Here is a 20,268-nt window from a genome sequence, read left to right as displayed (position 1 = left end):
AAGGATCTCTCATGAATTTTAATCCATTCTCGACCTATTCGATAAAAATACCCCTATTTGTGTGCATCAGCTTACTCTACTCCCCCCTTAACCATGCGGAGGTTGAATTAGACAATCATGATGAAACGGATGCGGTTATAGATGATTCAGCACTTAAAGCAAATTCGACCTTACAGAGCTTAAAAAATTTAGATAAACATCAACAGTACCAAGCACCCTTTGTTCAAGACCTCTCCAACAACCAAAAAGTCAGAACACTGTTTGTTTCAGCCACCGACCTGCCTATTGTCGATATTCAACTCACCTTTAATGCAGGTTCGTCACAGGATGAAGCTCTAGGAAAAGGTTTGTATGGTATGGCAAATATGGCAGCCAAACTGATCACTGAAGGTACAGATCAATATACAGCAAAAGAAATCGCGTCTACATTTGAAGGATTAGGCGCTCAATTTAGCGTTACCGCGTACCGTGATATGTTTGTGATCCGACTTCGGGTCTTGTCAGATCCTGAAAAATTAAACCCTGCCATCAATACCATGTTGCATGTGCTGAATCATGCACAATTTAATCCATCGGGTTTAAATCTTGTGCTAAATAATACCAAGGTTGGGCAAAAGCAAATCCAAGAAAATCCAAGTCGAATTATGAATATTCGCTTTTATCGTGCGTTATATGGACAACATCCTTATGCCGAACCCACTGTAGGGACCAATGGGAGCCTTAAAAAAATTACCCCAGAACTACTTAGGGCTTATCGACAAAAACTGCTTGTTGCCCAAAATATGAATATTGCGATTACAGGTAATTTAACTGCAGCCGATGCAACCCAACTGGCCAATTTAATCAGTCAAAATATAACCCAAGGTGAAGCTGCACAAACACTTCCTGAACCACAAGATCAAAGTGATTTTAATATCCATTACATTCCATTTAACTCAACACAAGCCAATGTGATGATGGGGCACTTGGCTATTCAGCGCAGCGATCCTGATCGTGTTGCATTAGAAGTTGCCAATCAAATGTTTGGTGGAAGCGGATTTAATTCCATTTTAATGAAAGAACTTCGGGTTAAACGGGGTTATACCTATGGAGCCTATAGTAATTTGACCTCCACATTGGCTCAGGGTTTTTTTAGTTTGAGTTATTCCACTGAACAAAATCAATTGATGGACAGTATCAAAGTTGCACATCAAGCCTTACGTGATTTTGTAAAAAATCCAATCCAAAGAAAACAGCTCGAAGAAACCAAAGAAGGCATGTTACGTTCATTTCCAATGACCTTTAGTTCCAATGCCAATATCAATGCCCAAATCGCATCGATTGGTTTTTATCAACTTCCTGCGGATTATTTGACCCAATATCAAAAGCAATTGAGCCAAGTCACCACCAAACAAGTTCAAAAAGCCATTCAAAAACATCTTCGTGCGGATCGTCTCACTTTGGTTGTTGTTGCACCAACATTGGATCAAACTGCATTAAAAGACATGTTAAGTGCGGATTTAGCCAACCCAGATCAATCCAGTACAAATCAAAACAAACAAGTGGATACGCAAGCCATGCCAGATGTCCCAACTTTGATCATTCAAAAAACAATTCGCCCGCAAGCGGAACCAGCCAAATGAGTATTATCAATTATTGCGGGTCTTTACTATCTACCGCAGGATATCGTTTTACTTGTTGATTTTCAAAATGATAGGCACGTAGTAGGCGTAAATATTCAACCACATAAATACGATCTTGGTGGCGCAATTGATTGGCAATTTTTTGCGTCTTGGGATTGGCGGCTTGTTGTGAATATTGCATCACATATTTGTATTGATCTGGATTAATTGGCCGTGTTAAAGCCAATGTTGCAAGAAAAATCATCAGTGCGATGATCACAACAACAAAAGAATTCAAGATTTTTTCCACAGGAAATGAATAGAATAATTTTTGAAAATAATCTTTGAATTTTTGCATGAACTACCTCTAATTACAGATAGTTTATCATCCTGACCATAAAAATATAGGCCTTTCTTCAAGACAGCTGAAGATCGGTTGTAAGATGATCTTTAAGATCAAAATTGCGAGAACGACAGCGCTTAAATATTCTCCCCATAGATATCATCGCCTGTCGATATGAAATTTAAAGCCCTCTTCTCTTATTCAAGAAAAGGGCTTGAGCCAAGTTAAATAATGCGTGAATCATTTCTATATCGTGCCAATTAAAGGATCGTTGCACGTAAGAATGCGAAATATAAAATAATCGCGATTATTGCCAATGCAATACTGACAGCAAAGATACTCACTCCCCCCTCTGCATGTGCAGGATGCAAATCATCATCATCAGCAAGACGCCTTAATTCACCATCATAGATTCGATAAAAGCCCGCTTTTTGCACTGGATTTAAGTTTCGGGTATAATCGTACACGCGTTTACGCTGGGCTAAACAATAATCCCCAAGATGGATTTCTTGATGATAAATTGCCTCATCCAGTTGTTTACGGTGATACTGAGCTAATTCTACGATCTGAGACTCAGCAGCGGGTACATCAAAAATAAAGCCATCTATAGTGTTTGTCATTTTGCTCTCCCTTTGTCTTAATTCTCATATTGATTTTAATAAATATTATTTCTGATTAATGTTTAATCATGTAATCTTATCTTCGTCAAGCATAGATTTCAAATCGCTTGACAACCAAGGCTAATTGTAATATTAGTTTAATAAAGTTAAGTTAGATTAGTTAAGTATAAGCTCCGTTGGGGAGCTATGTTAAAAGATCATAATTACAATAAGGAGTTATATATGATTCATCAAATCTCTCACCAAGACTTAGAACATGTTTATGCAGATGCTGTAAATACAATCCAGTGTGAAATGAACTTTGTAGAAGCGGTAAAAGCATTAGAAGATGCGGCGAAAGCGGGTCATGGTAAAGCAGCAATGTTTCTTGCAGAACTTTACTACCAAGGTTTCCGCGTTGAACGTGATTCTCTAAAAGCCCAATATTGGCAAAAGATGGCAACCATGCAAGCATAATAAAACGTCACCTAGGTGGCGTTTTTTTAACCCCTATCTTTTTTATTTTTTAATAAATCATTACGCTTTCAATACATTTTTTATTGTTTTAATAAATGCTTACGATTGAGCATAAAGCACCAACAGTTCTTATAAGATTTTCAACTACAATAGGCAATGTACTAAATAAGATTGTTAATTATGAAAAAGTATATTCATCTTCAACCCATTTCGAATGAATTGTTTATTAAAATTTCTATTTTAAAATCACTCATGTATTGTGGTGTACTTTGGGGACTTTACCACGATGGCTGGGCAATGAAGTCTGGTTCAAATGAAGTTTATTTTCCTTTTTGGCTAAACGCTGTTCAAGCCCATCAGTATGCAAAGATTCATTGGCCTCACTACACCCCTCGCAGAATAACACCTAAAGATTTTAGAGAATCACTGTTACCTACATTAACACGACTCAATATCATGCCTGCATTGTTTAATTCCTCATCTCGGAAATTTAAACTCTCAACCTCTCAAATGGAACATTTCTTTTTCCATAGTCATGTTCAATTTCAACCAGCTTAAAGGCGAAGATATATTTTTAGTGGTTTAAAATTGTTGTAAAAAATAAACTTTATATTTTTATGACTGCAAAGTATTTGCAAAGTTAAAAAATACAGTTAAGTTAAAGGTGTGCAGATTAGTAAGCACCCTAGAAAAGGAAGAATAATTATGACGACAGTAGCACAAGTAATCCAAGATAAGATTGGTCGTGAAATTTATACGATTTCACCCTCTGCCACAGTATTAGAAGCCATTACACTTATGGCAAACAAAGGTATTGGTGCTGTGGTTGTCACTCAAGATACAAAGGTCGTCGGAATCCTCTCAGAACGCGACTATACGCGTAAAATTGCGCTTATGCAGCGTACCTCTGACCATACAACGGTCGCTGAAATTATGACGTCTAGAGTGATTTCTGTGACACGTGGCCATACAGTTGAAGAATGTTTAAATTTAATGACTGACGGACACTTACGCCATTTACCTGTGATTGAAGGTGAAACGCTGGTTGGATTTGTGTCTATTGGTGATTTAGTCAAAGCCACCATGGAAGATCAACGAAAATTGATTGAACAGTTAAGACAATATATTTCAGGTTAAGTGACATTATAAAAATATAACCCTCCATGTGGAGGGTTTTTTTATTGTGTACAGAAAATTGGCAGCTCAGCTTGTATGTAAAACCTTTTTTTTAAATTTCTAGATAATAGAAATAACCACCAGCTTTGAGTTGTATGTCTTCATTTATCACGGGGATAAACAATTGAGCTCATTAAACGAAATCCAAGACTGAATTTCAAATTTAACGAAATAATAAAAAACCTAGCCAAAGCTAGGTTTTTAGATCAAATCAATTTTTTATCAGTTTAGATTTAACTTTTCAGCAACATAGTCGGCATCTTTATCACCACGCCCAGAAAGGTTTACAACAATTTTGATTTCTTTCGCTAATTTAGGCGCTTCACGAATTGCCCACGCCACAGCATGAGAACTTTCCAATGCAGGAACAATCCCTTCTACGCGTGAAAGGGTCATAAACGCATCTAAACACTCTTGATCAGTTGATGTAGAATATTCCACACGGCCTAAATCTTTTAAAAAGCTATGTTGAGGGCCTACACCCGGATAATCCAAACCAGATGCAATCGAGTGCACAGGCAATGGTGCACCCTGTTCATCTTCTAGTACATAACAAGCCATACCATGAATCTGACTTGGCTTTCCTAAAGTCAATGTTGCTGAATGCTGTTGAGTATCCAGACCATGACCTGCAGGTTCCACACCAACCAGTTTAACCTCTGCATCATTTAAAAATGCTGTGAATGCGCCAATTGCATTTGAGCCACCGCCTACACACGCAACCACATAATCGGGTTGTGCGCCAAAGCGATCTTGGGTTTGAACTTTAATTTCATTGCCGATAATAGATTGGAAATCACGTACCATTTTTGGGAAAGGATGCGGTCCAACCACAGAACCAATCGCATAAATAAAGTTTTTAGGGTCTTTTAAATATTCTTCAAATGCACTATCTACAGCATCTTTCAGTGTTGCAGTACCTTGAGTGACTGAAACCAGTTTTGCACCCAAAATCTTCATTTTCACAACATTGGGATGCTCTTTTTCAATATCCACCTGCCCCATATGAATTTCACATGGAATGCCAACCAAAGCACAAGCGGTTGCAAGTGCAACGCCATGTTGACCAGCACCTGTTTCTGCGATTACTTTGGTTTTTCCCATATATTTGGCAAGCAAAGCTTCGCCCAAACAATGGTTAATTTTATGTGCACCTGTATGATTTAAATCTTCACGCTTTAAATAGATTTGTGCGCCACCCAATTGATCAGAAAGGCGTCTTGCATGAAATAAAGGACTAGGGCGACCTACATAGTTGGCAAATAAATCAGCCAATTCATTTTGAAATTCAGGCGTTTTACGAATTTCTTCATATGCAATATTGATTTCATCCATTGCTTCTTTTAAATGAGGTGGAATAAATTGACCACCATATTCACCAAAAAAGCCGTGTTCATTTGGTAATGCAATACCATTTATTTGATGATCCATTTCTTTCCCTATTTAATAAATCAGCCAATATCAACAGACTCTAATTTACCGTGATAAATATTTCGTCATATCCTCAATGCCTTTCAGGGTCATTGGAAACATATGATCGTCAAATAATTGTTTAATTAATGCGATGGTTTGCGTGTAATGCCAATAACCTTGCTCTTCTGGATTTAACCATGCTGTTTTTTCAAAATGATTGCGTAAGCGACGTAACCATACATCCCCAGCTTCATCATTCATATATTCGACAGAACCACCGACCGATTTCAGCTCATAAGGTGCCATACTTGCATCACCTACCACAATTACACGATAGTCTTTACCATAGGTATTAAATAAATCCCATGTATTCATTCGGGTAGACGAACGACGATGATTATCTTTCCATACATAGTCATATAGACAGTTATGGAAATAGAAATACTCTAAGGTTTTAAATTCAGTTTTTGCCGCACTAAACAATTTTTCACATTGTGCAATGTGTGAATCCATTGACCCCCCCACATCAAACAACATCAAAACTTTAATACGATTACGCCGTTCAGGCACCATTTGTACATCTAAAATGCCCTGTTTGGCAGTTTCATAAATGGTACTGTTAATGTCTAATTCTTCTGCAGCGCCTTGACGAGCAAACTTACGTAAACGACGTAAAGCCATTTGCATTTGTCGAGTACCTAAAATTTGTTCATCATCCAAATTTTGATACTTACGCTGTTCCCAAACTTTTACTGCTGAATTTTTACGGCTCGGACCACCAATTCTCACGCCTTCAGGATGATCACCAAAAGCACCAAACGGTGAAGTTCCACCTGAGCCGACCATACGGTTGCCGCCTTGATGTTTTTTGTGTTGTTCACGCAAGCGCTCTTCCAACATCTTCATCAGTTCTTCAAGCGAACCTGCTTTCAGCAATTCAGCACGTTGTTCAGGTGTGAGATGTTTTTCAAGTAACTCTAAATCAAACCAGTCTTTGGGAAGTTTTTGAACTTTGCTGAGCAGATCATCGATATCAAAAGTATGAATACCTTCAAAATAATCTTTCATGGCACGGTCAAATTTGTCAAAGAAGCGTTCATCTTTGACCATGACTGTCTTTACTAATTGATAAAAATCATCTTGATCGGCAAAAACCAAGCCTTCACTAATTGCTTGGTTGAGATCAATGAGTTCTCGTGTTGAAACTGGAACACCATATTTCCTGAGGGTATAAAATAATCGCACAAACATGTTGCGATCTCCTCATTAACGACGTGACATAAAGGCTAAGCGTTCAAGCAACTGTACATCTTGCTCATTTTTAATTAATGCACCATATAAAGGTGGAATCGCTTTTGATTTATCATGATTACGCAAAATGTCTTCTGGCATATCATCTGCCATTAACAAGCTTAACCAGTCAATCAATTCAGATGTTGAAGGTGGTTTTTTTAAGCCAGGCACTTGGCGTAATTTAAAGAAGACTTGTAATGCTTCTGAAACCAGTGTTCCAGAGATATTTGGAAAATGAACTGCGATAATTTCACGCATCGTTGCTTCATCAGGAAATTCAATATAATGGAAAAAACAACGACGTAAAAATGCGTCTGGCAGTTCTTTTTCATTATTTGAAGTAATGATTACGATTGGACGTTGAGTTGCAGTAATGGTTTCGCCTGTTTCATAGACAAAAAATGACATTTTGTCTAATTCATGTAGCAAGTCATTTGGAAATTCAATATCTGCTTTGTCTATTTCATCAATCAACAATACACAGCGTTCTTCGCTGGTAAATGCATCCCACAACTTACCTGGTTTGATGTAGTTTTTAATATCGTAAACACGGTCATCACCCAACTGGCTATCACGTAAACGAGAAACTGCATCATATTCATACAAACCTTGCTGTGCTTTGGTTGTAGATTTAATGTGCCAAGTAATTAATTTAAGACCTAGACTCTCAGCAACTTGTTCAGCCAATAAGGTTTTACCTGTACCAGGTTCGCCTTTCACCAATAATGGCTTTTGCAATGCTCGAGCTGCTTTTACAGCCAGTTTTAAACTATCCGTTGCGATATACTGTTCAGTACCTGTGAATTGTTGAGAATCGACAGACATAACTTACCTTTATTTTTTATTTAAAGTGGTGAAATATTTTTTGCTACAGCGCTTGCTTGGGTATTTTTCGTGGTTTTGTATTTAGACCAAAAAAATCCAATGACTAAACCAATACCCATGACAAATGTAATTAAGGCAAGATTTGACCAAATTAATGGTGAATCCTTGGTTAGAATACCAAATAACAGTCCAAATATTGCTGGCGCAATCGCTGAGTTTGGTCCTTCAGAAATGGTCGGGGTTGCAAGAACGGCAAATACAATGATCCATGTAATACCGCCAAGTGGCGATGGCAATCGTTTTGAAATCAAATACCAGCACCATAAAATCAACAGCGTCCCAAGAATATAGACGGTTATTGCGATATTATCTTCTGGGATAGCATCAAATAGATCTAAAAAATTTGCCCATATTCCTGATAACTGATCAAGCACCACGTAATCCCTCTGGTTCAACCGCATTTGGGTTAATTAAACCTTCTGGCGGCATTTGAATAAAGAAGCCTTTTGTATTGAGTGAATCGATTACATGTAACACATTTACACGTGCCAATGGTCGAGCTTCGCTCAGTTCAAGATGCATTACATGCGTTGCACGACCAAAGGCAACACGTAGTGGCTCAGAAAGAGCCGCTAAGGGATCTGCACTTTCGTCTGTATTTGGATGATTTGGGCGAGCCACATAAAGATACATTTCATCTTTTTTGCTCGATTTATAAATATCACAATGCATTTTAAACAACAGCTTCAGTAAAACTTAGTTGACAGCATACATGAAAAAAACGACGGATACATTATCGAAAGTTAACGCATCAGTCGTTATTTATGTCCAATTGCTAAATCTTTGATCAACAATAACGCAGTAAGCTTTCTTGGCTATTGGTGATTATTCATCTAACAACAGCAGCAACAGCCGCTATTCATTGACCTTCATCTGCATACTTAAAAACTTAATATCTTCTTGTAACAGATGGATAAGTGGCTGGGTAAGCAATTCATAGCGCCACCCCAACAAATAACCGGGTAAATCCTGTTCATTGCCATGAAATACCACATGATGATACAAGGCATTTAACCATTTTTTACGCATAAGTACTTCTTTAGGTACTTGCATTTCAAATGAAACCTGAGAAATTAACTCATCTACTTCAAGGGTGATTCCCTGAGAAGAATGCTTGATTGGACGTGCAATACGCAATGGCCATTCATCGGTTTCAGGTAGGAATTTCAATAAATCTAAAATTGTTTTTCCATGCTCTCGCACAATATTTGGACGTATTCCCTTCACAGAGGACAATTGAAAATTATTTTTAGGATTAACTTCAACCAAATCAATCATCGTGGCATTTTTTAGAATAAAGCTACGTGGTTGATTGAGTGCTTTGACCATTTCTTCACGCCAAACACTTAATTGTTGCAATTGCATCAATTGTTTTCTGGAATGACGATAATTACCAATATCACAATATAATTTTTCTTTTGGTGTTTCTGAAGCAATTTCAAAGGTTAAATTTTGACAATCTTCAAGCACATGTGAGTATAAGCTTTTCTCGACCAATTCAGCTTTTACTTTTTCAGCCAGACGCATAATGTATAAAACATCATTGGCTGCATAATTCATTTGTTCATCTGTTAATGGTCGAGCCAGCCAATCTGAACGTGTTTGATCTTTATCAATATCAATCTCTAACACCAATTTCAATGCATTTTGATAACTGACTTGTAGACCATGTCCTAAAAAAGACAACCCCACTTGGGTATCGAAGACATTCTTCAGATTTTTCTGATCTGCATAATGATAAATGAGATCAATATCTTCTCCACAAGCATGAAAAATATTTTGCTGTGCTTGAAAAAGTTGAAACCAAAAGCGATCTAAATTTAAGGTTGTGCCGTCGAGCAAAAATACTTGACCATTGACATTAATTTGGAATACACCGAGTTTTGGCCAAAGTGTGTCGACTTTAATAAATTCAGTGTCTAGACCATAAGTCGAGGTATGTTGCATCAAGTTCAACACATGTTCGAGATCGGTCTGTTGATTAATAAATTGAAACATGTCAGTTTAAGTCAAAATGTTACATTCAAATGAAATATGATTTTACCTTAATATATAAAATTTAAATATAATATTTTTAAACTAATTCTCCGTAAACACCTTATTTTTCAATAAAGTTTCTTGTGAATATTTATTTTATATATAGGTTTTACAACTTAATAAAAGTATATTTTAAAGTAATAAATAACATGGCTAATCATTGCTTTAGCTTGAGTTTACCTAAAAAATTTAGATTGAATGTAAATAATTTTTAAATGAGAAAGAGTTTGTTGATCTTTTAATCGTTATCGCATTTACGCTAAACACCCAATCTCAACAAACTCTAAATGATACCAAGTCTAAGATCGCTATTTCATTCTCATGCGATTATGAACAGCCTGACTCAATGTATGACTATCCACATATTCCAATTCACCACCTTGTGGAACACCTTGTGCGATTCGTGTCATTTGCAAAGACAAATGTTTTGTCGCTTCTACAAGATAATGCGCAGTCGCTTGCCCTTCTACTGTTGCATTGGTGGCTAAAATTACTTCAGTAATTTTACCATCGGTTAAACGCTGCACTAAATATGGAATACCTATTTCTTCAGGACCAATACCATCTAATGGCGACAAATGTCCACCCAATACATGATATTTGCCTCTAAAGCTACCAGACTGTTCTATTGCCATTACATCTGCAGGAGACTCAACCACACAAAGCAGCTGATCATCCCGATCATTTGAGCAACAAATATCACAGACTTCATTTTCAGTTAAAGAATGACAAACACTACACTCATGAATATAGGAAGTTGCTTCATTTAGCGCATGCGCCAAACCAATAGCACCTTCTTTATTTTTCATGATCAGATGGAGTGCCATACGTTGAGCCGATTTCGGCCCAACGCTGGGTAAGATTCGTAAAGCTTGTACGAGTTGATCAAAACGGTCGCTAAACACCTATGATTCCTTAGAACAAACCTGAAAGACCTGGTGGTAAACCCATACCTGAATTGGCTTCTTTCATCTTCGCTTCTGTAATGACTTCAGCTTGGCGAGCCGCGTCATTCATTGCTGCTGCAATCAAGTCTTCAATCATATCTGGATCGTCTTGTAACAAATCTGGACTGATTTCGATACGCTTAACAACATTACGGCAAGTCATTGTTACTTTTACCAAACCGCCACCAGCTTCAGCATTCACTTCAGTTTGAGCAAGTTGTTCTTTTGCCTTTTTAACGTTGCTTTCCATATCTTTCTGCATACGTTGCGCTTGCTGCATAAGCATATTAATGTTCATAAAATACTCCGAACAAAAGTCCTAAATTAAATCTTTGTCTTGCACTTTCATGGCTAGTTTTTAAAAACCTAGAAGAAAATGAAAGAAACTGTTTTGCAAATTTTTGCTTATCTTAAATTAAATCTAATCCATGAGAAAGGTCACGGATAATATCATCGACATCTTCTAAGCCAACAGACAAACGAATTAAACCTTCACGAATACCTGCTGCTGCTTTTGCTTCAGGAGAAAGCTTACCATGAGTCGTTGTTGCTGGATGGGTAATTGTTGACTTGGCATCACCTAAATTTCCTGTAATCGAGATAAATTGTGTATGGTCAATAACTTTCCAAGCACCGTCTCGTTCACCTTTCACTTCAAAAGAAACGATTCCACCAAAACCAGTTTGTTGTTTGGCTGCTAACTCATGCCCGACATGATCTGCTAAGCCTGCAAAATAAACCTTTTCCACTTTTGGATGAGCAACCAGCCACTCGGCAATTTTTTGTGCACTTTCAGAATGCGCTTTCATACGCAGTCTTAAGGTTTCTAAACCTTTCAAAAAGATCCATGCATTGAATGGGCTCATCGATGGACCAGTGGTACGAACATAACCAAATACTTCTTCAAGTAATTTATGATTACCGACCACAGCACCACCCAGTGCACGACCTTGTCCATCTAGATATTTGGTGGCAGAGTAAATCACTAAATCTGCACCAAATTGTAATGGACGCTGCAAAATTGGTGTGCAAAAACTGTTATCAATCGCCAATAAGGCATCATTTGCATGTGCTAAATCTGATAATGCTTGAATATCTGCGACTTCAGCCAAGGGATTTGATGGTGACTCGACAAATAGTAATCGAGTTTCAGGACGAACCGCGTCTTGCCAAGCTTTTAAATCTGTTAAATCAACAAAAGTCACTGCGACATTAAATTTAGCGACATATTTTTCAAATAATGAAACTGTAGAGCCAAAAACAGCACGTGAACAAATCACATGATCGCCTGCTTTTAAGAACGACATTGCAACGGCCATAATTGCAGCCATACCTGAACTTGTTGCCACAGCGCGCTCACCACCTTCTAGTGCAGCTAAACGCGTTTCAAACATTGCTACAGTTGGATTGGTAAAACGTGAATAAATATTACCTGGTTCAGCACCAGAGAATTTTGCTGCTGCTTCCGCTGCATTTTCATACACAAATGACGAAGTGAGGAAAATTGGCTCACTATGTTCACCTTCAAAACTGCGTGTATGACCTGTACGAATCGCTAAAGTATCAAGTTGGTATTCAATGTCGTCGTGCTGGCTCATTTCAACTACTCAGTCCAAAAACTGCCTTTGTAAAATATTGCCAACATTTTGAGCGCCCTATGTATTTAAGGTCAAGGTAAAATCGTAAATTATCACATACACTTCGCTTAAATCTGCATAAAAATGAGACAATCACCGCTTATGACACAAGTATCAGCTAAGTTCCAACAGCGCAAATCCAAATTGAAGAATCTAACCACACGTATCTTCAATGGTAAGTCATTGGTTTTATCTCAAAGTACCCCTTATGAAATTATTGCGGAGCATCATCAAACCAAAGTGCGTTACTACGCAGCTGCTGACAAAAAATTTAAGGAACCTTTGGTTTTTACAGCGCCATTATCGATCAATATGGCAATTTACGACCTCTACCCTTATCGTTCACTTATCAAATATTTTACTGAACAAGGCTATGATGTGTATTTATTGGATTGGGGAAAACTCAGTTATCAGGATCGCAACTTAAACTTTTTATATTTTATTGATGAAGCTATGCCGTTATGCATTAATAAAATTCGAGAACATGCCCAAAGTGAGCAAATCTCATTGCATGGCTGGAGCATGGCTGGCATTTTTGTATTACTTTACACGGCATTACGTCAACCCAATTATGTTAAAAACTTAATTATACTGGCCAGCCCAATTGACAGTTATGCATCAGGTGGTATCGGTAAACTTTATCAAAAAATAAATAACCTGATTATAAAGAATCAAAAACTGAAAGATACTTTATATAAAGGTGGTTTACCGAAAAAACTGATCCATACCCCGGGTTTACTCAATGCCATTGGTTTTAAGATTTTAGATCCAAAGGGTTGGTATGAGGGTCATAAACAGTTGTTGCTAAATTTAGACGACAAAGAGCTCTTACATGAACACGCTACCCTTGGAAATTTTTTAAATCACATGGTGGATTACCCCGGCGGTGTCAATCAAGATATGTTATTTAATGTTTGGCTGCAAAATCCACTGAAAAATGGGGCAATTCAGCTCAGTAACCATAAAATTGAACTTCGCAATATCAACTGTTCATTGATGATTGGGGCTGGAAAAAATGATCAAATGGTCACCGCAGATGCAGTTAAGCCTTTAAGCGAATTGACAAAGAGTACTGATGTCACGTTTACTCTTATTCCTGGGGGACATTTAGGGCTAATGTCTAGTCAAAAAAGTGCAGATGAATTTTGGCCTACACTGTCCAGATGGTTAGAACAAAGATCGACAAAAATTTAAGAGATAGATATGAAGACTACAGTTGCATTTATTGGTTTAGGCGCAATGGGCTATCGTATGGCAGCACATTTACCCAAACATTTTGATACCGTATATGTGTGGAATCGAAATTTTGCAAAGGCCAAGCAACATGCAACTGAGTTTGGTACTCAAGCTGTCGAACTCGATCAAGCGGTGCAAGCTGATATTATTTTTTCATGTTTACCGACCAGCCAAGATATCGATGATTTAATCCAAGATTTAAAGATCAAAAATGGCGCGATTTGGGTCGACTGTACCAGTGGTGTACCTGATGCTGCGCGTAAACAATCTGAGTATCTGCTCAAAAATAATATTCACTTCTTAGATGCACCTGTAAGTGGTCAAACCATTGGTGCTGAGAATGCAACGCTGACCTTTATGGTTGGCGGTGCGGCAGAAGCATTTCAAATTGCCCTACCTGCAATGCAGGCGATGGGTAAATTAATTAAACGTGTTGGTGACTCAGGTGCAGGCTTTGCTGTAAAAGCTGTAAATAATATGATGATGGCGGTTCATTTATGTGCTGCCGCTGAAGGATTTACCACGCTGAAAGCACATGGGGTAGATTTAAATGAAGCGCTTGATTGTATCAATGCATCCAGTGGTAAAAGTGGTGTGACTGAAACTGCACTACCGCAACGTATCCTCAATCGTAGCTTTCCACTGACCTTTGCTTTACCCTTATTGGCAAAAGATACAGGTATTGCCATTGATTTAGTTCGTGATGCAAGATTATCAGCACCTATTCTTGGTTTAACACAAAGCTTAATTACCGCAGCCAATAGTCTTTCAGAGCCTGATAGCGATTTTTCTACCGCAGTAAAAATGTATGAATCATGGAGCAAAATTACATTAGATTAATTTTTCGTCATTGAATAATCACAACTAAACCTTATAATCACATTAAGTGACATGTAAATATGTCAATTTCGAGGTCGTATCATGAATAAATATGTAATTGCTACACTTTCTAGTTTATCTATTTTAGTCGCTAGTCACGCTTTTGCTGATAACACCCAAGAATGTAAAAAATTGCAAGATGATTACAATGTCATTTACGCATCAAAAGGGTTCTGTTTTAAAGATCCTGAAGCAAAAGCAAAATATAATAATGACAATTGTTATACAAGTAAGCCTAAATTTTCTGAAAAAGAGCAGCAAAAACTTGACTCTATCAAGGAACGTCAGAAAGAATTGAACTGTAAATAATCACATTCACACCTTCAAGGAAATAAACATGGCTTATGATGATCAGAATATATTTGCACGAATTTTACGTGGTGAACTTCCTGCAATTAAAGTTTATGAAGATGATCATGTGCTTGCATTTATGGATATCATGCCGCAAGCCGATGGGCATACCCTGATTATTCCGAAGACTCCAGCTGTGACATTGCTCGACTTAGATCCTGAAATTGCAGCTTATACAATCAAGATTGTGCAAAAAATAGCACAAGCAATTGAAACAGCTTTGGATGCTCAAGGTATTGTATTGATGCAACTTTCTGGAGCTGCTGCTGGACAAACTGTACCTCATGTACACTTTCATTTGATTCCGAGCTCGGTGCATGAATTAGGTCGTCATGCTATTCAAATGGGCGATCAGGAAAAAATTAAAGGGTTTGCTGAAAAAATTAAGGCTGCACTGGCTTAATTAAAAACCTTTTTAGAATCAATGGGGCTAATCAAGCCTCATTTTTTATTCAAATTACACAAATGTTAAATCCGCGTCATTAAATTGTCATTTTTTCTTCACTGATATGTAACAAAGTTTACAGATACTGCATGCAAGTTAGTAAGTAGTGCACAAACCCACACTTACTGAATAAAAAAAGTAACTGCAAACCCATTGAACATGTTTTGGAGAAATCTCAATGAAAAAAGTGCTACTCGCTGCAGCAATCGCCACCCTTAGCATAAGCGCAGCTCAAGCAGCGCCAACATTGTATGGTAAATTCAACGTAACTTTAGATCAAATTGATAAGAATGGCTTTAAAGACGAAAGCGTAACTAAAGTAAACTCTAACGCTTCTCGTATTGGTGTTAAAGGTGAAGAGAAATTAACAGATAAATTGTCTGCTGTTTACTTGGCAGAATGGCAAATCAGTGCTGATGGTGATGGCGATGCTTTTACTAACCGTAACCGTTTCGTGGGGATTAAATCAGACGGTATCGCAACGTTAAAAGTTGGTCAGTTTGATTCATATTTCAAAAATGCTGCTGGTAACAACCAAGATATCTTCAACGATCACAACGAACTCGATATGACTGCGATTTTAGTTGGTGAAGATCGTTTAAAAAATGTGATCGGTTTTGAAACTGATAAAAAATTATTGGCTGGTTTAGCTTTCAACATCATGTTCCAGCAAGGTGAAGAATCATCTGCTTTAAAAAATGATGCTAAAGGTCAAAAAGGTAGCCGTGATAGTTTCGGTGATGGTATCTCTACATCACTTACTTATGACAACAAAGACTACGGTTTTGCTGCTGCTGTTGCAGGTAACTTCGGTGTTGCATCTAAATATAATGCATATAACTCTGAATTAGGTAGCAACACAATCTACTCTGACGCAATCCGTGTTACAGGTTCTGTAGACTTGAAACCTGCGGGTCTTGATGGCTTAGTATTTGGTGCATTATGGCAAACTGCTAAACCGTCTGATGATACTGTTGCAACCACTTCTGGTACTACAGTAACATCATTCAAAGGCTTGAAAGAAAATGCTTATGGCATCACTGCTGCATATGCAATTCCTTCTACACCGATTAAGCTAAAAGCTGAATATATTTCTGCAACGACAGAACTAGATGGCCGTGATGATCGTAAACAAGACCTTTACGGGATTGGCGCTGATTACAACATCAACAAGCAAGCTCGCTTCTACGGTGTTGTTGGTCAACAAAAGCGTGATTGGTCAACTACATCTACACCAGAGAAAAAGAAAACTGTTATTGGCTTAGGTATGGAATATAACTTCTAATCCGAACCATTAATAAAAAACGGCAAGTGATCTTGCCGTTTTTTTCGACTCAATAATTCAAAAGCTCATTTTATAAAATACATATTCATTAGCTGAGTAACCATCATATAAATTTAGCGCTTTTATAAATAGTGTACATATCATTTCATCATCTATGACAGATCTTTCGTTTAGCAACATGAATTTCATCGTTGGATAGGCATACAGCTCCCCAAACCAAAACTGAAAATCATTAATTTAAATATCAATATGTAGCATATGACAGCAGTTATATCTAAACACCAAAAATACAAACAAGCTTGACAGAATCTTAGGATTTCACGCTGTCAATTTTTAACAATTAAAGTTTGATATAGGTTCGAAACCCACGGCTCGCATAATATGAGGCAGCACCATTATGATAGGTAAATGTACGCCCATAACGCTGATCACAAAAGATCGCCCCGCCTTGCTGACGTAATATCGTTGGAGTTTCGACCCAGCTGGATGTTTTTAAGTCAAAATTGAATATTTGCTGTAGAGCATAATACTGTTGTTCAGTCATTAGTGCTAAGGCATGCTTATTTACCCAGTCGATCACGGTATCTTCAGGAGGATGATCCTTGCGACTGAGTAATGCCTCTCGGTCATAACACAGACTACGCCGCCCTTTTGGCGACTCAATTGCACAATCAAAAAAATACACACCTTCTGTGTTCGGTAAAACAACCACATCTGGCTCGCCGCCAGTCATTTCCATTTGTTGTAAAGCCCATAACTTTTCAGGACAAAGCAAAAGTTGTTTTTGGACAAAATCCCAGCTCATTTGTGCATGTCGTTCTGTATGCTGCTGAAAACGCTGTGCTAAGGTTTTTAATAGGTTTTCAACTTGCAACGGACTCAATGTTTCTTGCTGTTTTATCATTTATTTTACTGCCTGATTTTAAGCCTTTACTAACATAACATTATCCACCAAGTGCAACCAAATCCGCTTTTTAGACATACTGAAGTGGATTGATTAAATAGTGTGGCACGGATAATTCAATGGAGTTCTCTGCATATGCAACTTCTTCCACACCGATTCAACTAAAAGCTGAATCTATTTTTGCAACGACAGAAAAATCGTCGTGGCGATCGTAAATTACGGGATATAGCTTCTAATCCTAATTTAAAAAATGGTAAGAAATCTTGCCGTTTTTTACTTAACAACAGAATATTTTAAAAATCTCGTATTTCATCAAACCAAATATTCACTGTTTCTTGATCTATATCGAATGTTGAAGCTTCAACCAGTTGTAGTACAGCAAGACCAGTATCTTCTCTTTCAGTAGTTTCAATATTGGGTAATGTATTAATTATCTCAACAAGTCCAATAATTGCCCCTTTCACATCTTGCTTCGTCTTCGCCTTGGAGATTTCTTTTAAAGCAGATTTATATGCTTTGATCGCAATTTTTGCATTATTGCTTTCCCAGTTTTCAAATGGAATTCCATATTCAGTGGTAAACCATATTGAACTCCTCAGTTTAGACACCGAAGAATAGTCCAATTGCTTTTCTTTAGCCAAATGCTTTAATTCAGCATTTAACCTTTTCCCTATTTTTTCATCAATATTCCATCCAATAAAGGACGTTAAGTTTTCCCAAGTATTTAAAGCTGGAAAGCCTTCCAAATTTACAGCATAGCGTATTCCAATACGTTCAAGTTGCTGAAGTTGTTTTAAACTTGCTGTATTGGTTATATTTCCAGTTAAGTTTAGATTTTTTAAATTAGGAAACTGTAATAAGCTTTCACAATCAAAAGCTTGACCTAAAGGTTTAACAGTTAAATCTAACGAAGTTATTGCCGCTAAATTTTTAATAACAGGAAGATGGTATGCCGACACCATTGGATCTTTGTTTGTCGTTGGTTCTATTCTCATATGGGGATATGCTGCTGTGGTAATAATTTCAAAATGCTCAATATGACCAGCCAAATGAAGTGAATATAACCCCTTCTTATTCTCATCATCAGCATGATTTAAAACTAATGTGATTGGATGTTGATCTGCTTTGATTGAAAAGTTATGAATTTGAGCATGACTTAAATCTAGACAAATTGCTTGCGTAGGTCGCCAAGAAAAATCTTCTATCACTCTTTTCTTCGACCATTCAGTAAAACCCTGATCATTTCCCCAATAATAAAAAAATCTTGGCCAATCTCCATAAGGATGCAAATGCACATTTTGTTGACCATGTGGCGTATAAAAAGTATTAAAAGCATCCCAATTGATTACAGCATTTTCTTCAACAAGAACATCAAACTTTTTCTTGTCCATGCCGATTCGACCAATTGAGAAGCTTCCTTGCCCAGCTGGAATTTTTATCAGATGGCTATTTGTACCTGTTAAAGAAACATAAATGCGAGTATTTCTATCCATATTCATCCATTATTTGTAAATTGTATTATTCGGCTTTCAGCAAATATTAACTACTTATGCTTGTAAAAATAAGCATATAAACTCAACACAGAATATATCAAGCTTAAAGCTTAGCCGTTGTTTCATTTTAGCAAAATATGAACATGTTAGATTTAGCTCTATATTTCAACTTTCCCAACTTAGATACTTAGATGATCTATTTTGACCACAATCAGTGGATGGATTAGAAATCCCAATTTTTTCTAAGCAATCATCACCTAATTTTTCAATATGAAAATCCACATCGTCTTTGACTATCTCTTCAACTTCAAAATCCTGTTGAATGTTGCGTTGGTTTTGTTAATCAAATTTTACGATATTTTCTAGTAAGTAATTTACTTGATCTAAAGTTTGCTTATTTAAAATATCTTGCCGATTTTCCAATAGAGCACTAACTCCAAAAATGTTGGCACTGTTTACACTTCGTTCCATTTTTATAAAAAAAGAGCGGAAAACCAAGCAATAGAAAAACCAAATAAGCGGGACGTTTTCCTTCGGTATATGGCTGTATATCGCGACTACCACAATGAGGGCAACTTTCGCTTGCTCCAAACTGTTGTTCTAATTCTTGACTAAAATCTTGGGCAAGTAATGCTTTAGCCTCTTCTGCATAGCTTTCAGGAACTAACAGTCGCACACCACCCAAAGCATTGGAGTAAAGCCAATCCATATTAATGGTATGTTCATTTTCAATACGTGCTGGAATTTCTGCTGCTTCTAATTGCGTTTTGGCAATCTGAGCCTCGTAAGGAAATGAATATGTTTCAGCAACCACCCATTGCATAAGAACACCTAACAGAAATAAAAATGGATTTTAAGCTCAATTCATTTAACTGTATATTGCATAAATTTATTCAGTTGATGCTTTCATTTTTCAAGTTATGAGGAAGGAAAGGAAATTTCATAAAATAAGGAAATATGTTGGAGGATAGATAGGTTTTAAAGCAGTACATTTTATCTATTTCCGTTAAATGTCATTCTTCTTTCTATTCTGCCTAAGCAACCAATAACTATAGTTAGTCTTAACTCTATCCTACTTTGCTATATTTTGATGAGGAAGTGAAACAGCAAAATTTACATCTTATTCTTACTATTTATTATTTTTCTCCGCATATAAAAAAACACCCCGCTCTCGCTAGAGATCGGGGTGTTTTAGATTTAAAAGCTGGCGATGACTTACTCTCACATGGGTAACCCCACACTACCATCAGCGCTAAGAGGTTTCACT

23 protein-coding genes are annotated in these 20,268 nt (G+C 37.2%); 9 read left to right on the top strand and 14 right to left on the bottom strand.

What is annotated here, in order from left to right; genetic code table 11:
- Positions 1-11 precede the first annotated feature (11 nt).
- Complete coding sequence (locus AC07WY_RS00115) at positions 12-1,622, top strand: M16 family metallopeptidase (protein ID WP_494735462.1); 1,611 nt, start codon at positions 12-14, stop codon at positions 1,620-1,622.
- 10 nt (positions 1,623-1,632) lie between these two features.
- On the opposite strand, the gene AC07WY_RS00110 is transcribed toward AC07WY_RS00115, so the two are convergent.
- Complete coding sequence (locus AC07WY_RS00110) at positions 1,633-1,959, bottom strand: hypothetical protein (protein WP_262086342.1); 327 nt, start codon at positions 1,957-1,959, stop codon at positions 1,633-1,635.
- Between the two features lie 245 nt (positions 1,960-2,204).
- Positions 2,205-2,564: a hypothetical protein gene (locus tag AC07WY_RS00105; RefSeq protein WP_004822225.1), complete on the bottom strand. Its 360-nt coding sequence runs from the start codon at positions 2,562-2,564 to the stop codon at positions 2,205-2,207.
- 222 nt (positions 2,565-2,786) lie between these two features.
- On the opposite strand from AC07WY_RS00105, the gene AC07WY_RS00100 reads away from it, so the two are divergent.
- The 3 genes from AC07WY_RS00100 to AC07WY_RS00090 all read left to right on the top strand — a co-directional run bounded on the left by AC07WY_RS00100 (position 2,787) and on the right by AC07WY_RS00090 (position 4,157).
- The gene (locus tag AC07WY_RS00100) at positions 2,787-3,020 is read left to right on the top strand and encodes a hypothetical protein (protein ID WP_004719607.1); all 234 of its coding nucleotides are present in this window, start codon (positions 2,787-2,789) and stop codon (positions 3,018-3,020) included.
- Between the two features lie 180 nt (positions 3,021-3,200).
- Positions 3,201-3,578, top strand: a complete 378-nt coding sequence (locus tag AC07WY_RS00095; protein WP_004719606.1) for a DUF2750 domain-containing protein — start codon at positions 3,201-3,203, stop codon at positions 3,576-3,578.
- 147 nt (positions 3,579-3,725) lie between these two features.
- Positions 3,726-4,157: a CBS domain-containing protein gene (locus AC07WY_RS00090; protein ID WP_004822228.1), complete on the top strand. Its 432-nt coding sequence runs from the start codon at positions 3,726-3,728 to the stop codon at positions 4,155-4,157.
- Between the two features lie 261 nt (positions 4,158-4,418).
- On the opposite strand, the gene trpB is transcribed toward AC07WY_RS00090, so the two are convergent.
- The 9 genes from trpB to AC07WY_RS00045 all read right to left on the bottom strand — a co-directional run bounded on the left by trpB (position 4,419) and on the right by AC07WY_RS00045 (position 12,369).
- On the bottom strand, positions 4,419-5,627 hold the full coding sequence (gene trpB / locus AC07WY_RS00085; RefSeq protein ID WP_494735461.1) for a tryptophan synthase subunit beta: 1,209 nt from the start codon (positions 5,625-5,627) through the stop codon (positions 4,419-4,421).
- A gap of 45 nt (positions 5,628-5,672) precedes the next feature.
- Positions 5,673-6,860, bottom strand: coding sequence for a vWA domain-containing protein (locus AC07WY_RS00080; RefSeq protein WP_494735460.1), 1,188 nt, complete (start codon positions 6,858-6,860; stop codon positions 5,673-5,675).
- 15 nt (positions 6,861-6,875) lie between these two features.
- Positions 6,876-7,727: an AAA family ATPase gene (locus AC07WY_RS00075; RefSeq protein ID WP_004719598.1), complete on the bottom strand. Its 852-nt coding sequence runs from the start codon at positions 7,725-7,727 to the stop codon at positions 6,876-6,878.
- 20 nt (positions 7,728-7,747) lie between these two features.
- Positions 7,748-8,161 (bottom strand): hypothetical protein, encoded by a 414-nt coding sequence (locus tag AC07WY_RS00070; RefSeq protein ID WP_494735459.1) that lies wholly within the window; start codon positions 8,159-8,161, stop codon positions 7,748-7,750.
- On the bottom strand, positions 8,154-8,459 hold the full coding sequence (locus AC07WY_RS00065) for a YcgL domain-containing protein (protein ID WP_004822235.1): 306 nt from the start codon (positions 8,457-8,459) through the stop codon (positions 8,154-8,156). Before AC07WY_RS00065 ends, AC07WY_RS00070 begins: the two co-directional genes overlap by 8 nt.
- A 183-nt stretch (positions 8,460-8,642) precedes the next feature.
- Entirely contained in the window at positions 8,643-9,785 is a 1,143-nt protein-coding gene (locus tag AC07WY_RS00060; protein WP_016539239.1) for a ribonuclease D, read from the bottom strand.
- A gap of 347 nt (positions 9,786-10,132) precedes the next feature.
- A complete protein-coding gene (recR, locus tag AC07WY_RS00055; protein WP_004719588.1) occupies positions 10,133-10,729 on the bottom strand; it encodes a recombination mediator RecR in 597 nt (198 codons plus the stop codon).
- A gap of 10 nt (positions 10,730-10,739) precedes the next feature.
- Positions 10,740-11,069, bottom strand: coding sequence for a YbaB/EbfC family nucleoid-associated protein (locus tag AC07WY_RS00050; RefSeq protein ID WP_004719585.1), 330 nt, complete (start codon positions 11,067-11,069; stop codon positions 10,740-10,742).
- A gap of 112 nt (positions 11,070-11,181) precedes the next feature.
- Complete coding sequence (locus tag AC07WY_RS00045) at positions 11,182-12,369, bottom strand: O-succinylhomoserine sulfhydrylase (protein WP_494735458.1); 1,188 nt, start codon at positions 12,367-12,369, stop codon at positions 11,182-11,184.
- A 141-nt stretch (positions 12,370-12,510) separates the two neighbouring features.
- Here AC07WY_RS00045 and AC07WY_RS00040 point away from each other — a divergent pair, with 141 nt between their 5' ends.
- From AC07WY_RS00040 to AC07WY_RS00020, 5 genes are all read left to right on the top strand, one after another.
- A complete protein-coding gene (locus AC07WY_RS00040; RefSeq protein WP_262086347.1) occupies positions 12,511-13,602 on the top strand; it encodes an alpha/beta fold hydrolase in 1,092 nt (363 codons plus the stop codon).
- A 9-nt stretch (positions 13,603-13,611) separates the two neighbouring features.
- On the top strand, positions 13,612-14,484 hold the full coding sequence (locus tag AC07WY_RS00035) for an NAD(P)-dependent oxidoreductase (protein WP_239045446.1): 873 nt from the start codon (positions 13,612-13,614) through the stop codon (positions 14,482-14,484).
- A gap of 81 nt (positions 14,485-14,565) precedes the next feature.
- Positions 14,566-14,832, top strand: a complete 267-nt coding sequence (locus AC07WY_RS00030) for a YARHG domain-containing protein (RefSeq protein ID WP_004719576.1) — start codon at positions 14,566-14,568, stop codon at positions 14,830-14,832.
- Positions 14,833-14,860: 28 nt separating this feature from the next.
- The gene (locus tag AC07WY_RS00025) at positions 14,861-15,277 is read left to right on the top strand and encodes an HIT family protein (protein WP_004719575.1); all 417 of its coding nucleotides are present in this window, start codon (positions 14,861-14,863) and stop codon (positions 15,275-15,277) included.
- 220 nt (positions 15,278-15,497) lie between these two features.
- Positions 15,498-16,604: a porin gene (locus AC07WY_RS00020; RefSeq protein WP_004822251.1), complete on the top strand. Its 1,107-nt coding sequence runs from the start codon at positions 15,498-15,500 to the stop codon at positions 16,602-16,604.
- A 340-nt stretch (positions 16,605-16,944) separates the two neighbouring features.
- Here the strand turns inward: AC07WY_RS00020 and AC07WY_RS00015 are convergent, their stop codons facing one another.
- The 3 genes from AC07WY_RS00015 to AC07WY_RS00005 form a co-directional block, all read right to left on the bottom strand.
- Entirely contained in the window at positions 16,945-17,505 is a 561-nt protein-coding gene (locus tag AC07WY_RS00015; RefSeq protein WP_494735916.1) for a DUF4256 domain-containing protein, read from the bottom strand.
- A gap of 296 nt (positions 17,506-17,801) precedes the next feature.
- On the bottom strand, positions 17,802-19,001 hold the full coding sequence (locus AC07WY_RS00010) for a hypothetical protein (protein WP_494735457.1): 1,200 nt from the start codon (positions 18,999-19,001) through the stop codon (positions 17,802-17,804).
- Positions 19,002-19,431: 430 nt separating this feature from the next.
- Positions 19,432-19,824 (bottom strand): putative signal transducing protein, encoded by a 393-nt coding sequence (locus AC07WY_RS00005; RefSeq protein ID WP_151802911.1) that lies wholly within the window; start codon positions 19,822-19,824, stop codon positions 19,432-19,434.
- Positions 19,825-20,268 lie beyond the last annotated feature (444 nt).

It is taken from the genome of Acinetobacter sp. GW821-FHT01C12 (genome assembly GCF_059422625.1).
This window is presented reverse-complemented; position numbering and strand designations above follow the sequence as displayed.

Coding starts and splice junctions, on each gene's coding strand:
- AC07WY_RS00115 (WP_494735462.1), top strand. CDS start 12: ATGAATTTTAATCCATTCTCGACCTATTCGATAAAAATACCCCTATTT.
- AC07WY_RS00110 (WP_262086342.1), bottom strand. CDS start 1,959: ATGCAAAAATTCAAAGATTATTTTCAAAAATTATTCTATTCATTTCCT.
- AC07WY_RS00105 (WP_004822225.1), bottom strand. CDS start 2,564: ATGACAAACACTATAGATGGCTTTATTTTTGATGTACCCGCTGCTGAG.
- AC07WY_RS00100 (WP_004719607.1), top strand. CDS start 2,787: ATGATTCATCAAATCTCTCACCAAGACTTAGAACATGTTTATGCAGAT.
- AC07WY_RS00095 (WP_004719606.1), top strand. CDS start 3,201: ATGAAAAAGTATATTCATCTTCAACCCATTTCGAATGAATTGTTTATT.
- AC07WY_RS00090 (WP_004822228.1), top strand. CDS start 3,726: ATGACGACAGTAGCACAAGTAATCCAAGATAAGATTGGTCGTGAAATT.
- trpB (WP_494735461.1), bottom strand. CDS start 5,627: ATGGATCATCAAATAAATGGTATTGCATTACCAAATGAACACGGCTTT.
- AC07WY_RS00080 (WP_494735460.1), bottom strand. CDS start 6,860: ATGTTTGTGCGATTATTTTATACCCTCAGGAAATATGGTGTTCCAGTT.
- AC07WY_RS00075 (WP_004719598.1), bottom strand. CDS start 7,727: ATGTCTGTCGATTCTCAACAATTCACAGGTACTGAACAGTATATCGCA.
- AC07WY_RS00065 (WP_004822235.1), bottom strand. CDS start 8,459: ATGCATTGTGATATTTATAAATCGAGCAAAAAAGATGAAATGTATCTT.
- AC07WY_RS00060 (WP_016539239.1), bottom strand. CDS start 9,785: ATGTTTCAATTTATTAATCAACAGACCGATCTCGAACATGTGTTGAAC.
- AC07WY_RS00050 (WP_004719585.1), bottom strand. CDS start 11,069: ATGAACATTAATATGCTTATGCAGCAAGCGCAACGTATGCAGAAAGAT.
- AC07WY_RS00045 (WP_494735458.1), bottom strand. CDS start 12,369: ATGAGCCAGCACGACGACATTGAATACCAACTTGATACTTTAGCGATT.
- AC07WY_RS00040 (WP_262086347.1), top strand. CDS start 12,511: ATGACACAAGTATCAGCTAAGTTCCAACAGCGCAAATCCAAATTGAAG.
- AC07WY_RS00035 (WP_239045446.1), top strand. CDS start 13,612: ATGAAGACTACAGTTGCATTTATTGGTTTAGGCGCAATGGGCTATCGT.
- AC07WY_RS00030 (WP_004719576.1), top strand. CDS start 14,566: ATGAATAAATATGTAATTGCTACACTTTCTAGTTTATCTATTTTAGTC.
- AC07WY_RS00025 (WP_004719575.1), top strand. CDS start 14,861: ATGGCTTATGATGATCAGAATATATTTGCACGAATTTTACGTGGTGAA.
- AC07WY_RS00020 (WP_004822251.1), top strand. CDS start 15,498: ATGAAAAAAGTGCTACTCGCTGCAGCAATCGCCACCCTTAGCATAAGC.
- AC07WY_RS00010 (WP_494735457.1), bottom strand. CDS start 19,001: ATGGATAGAAATACTCGCATTTATGTTTCTTTAACAGGTACAAATAGC.
- AC07WY_RS00005 (WP_151802911.1), bottom strand. CDS start 19,824: ATGCAATGGGTGGTTGCTGAAACATATTCATTTCCTTACGAGGCTCAG.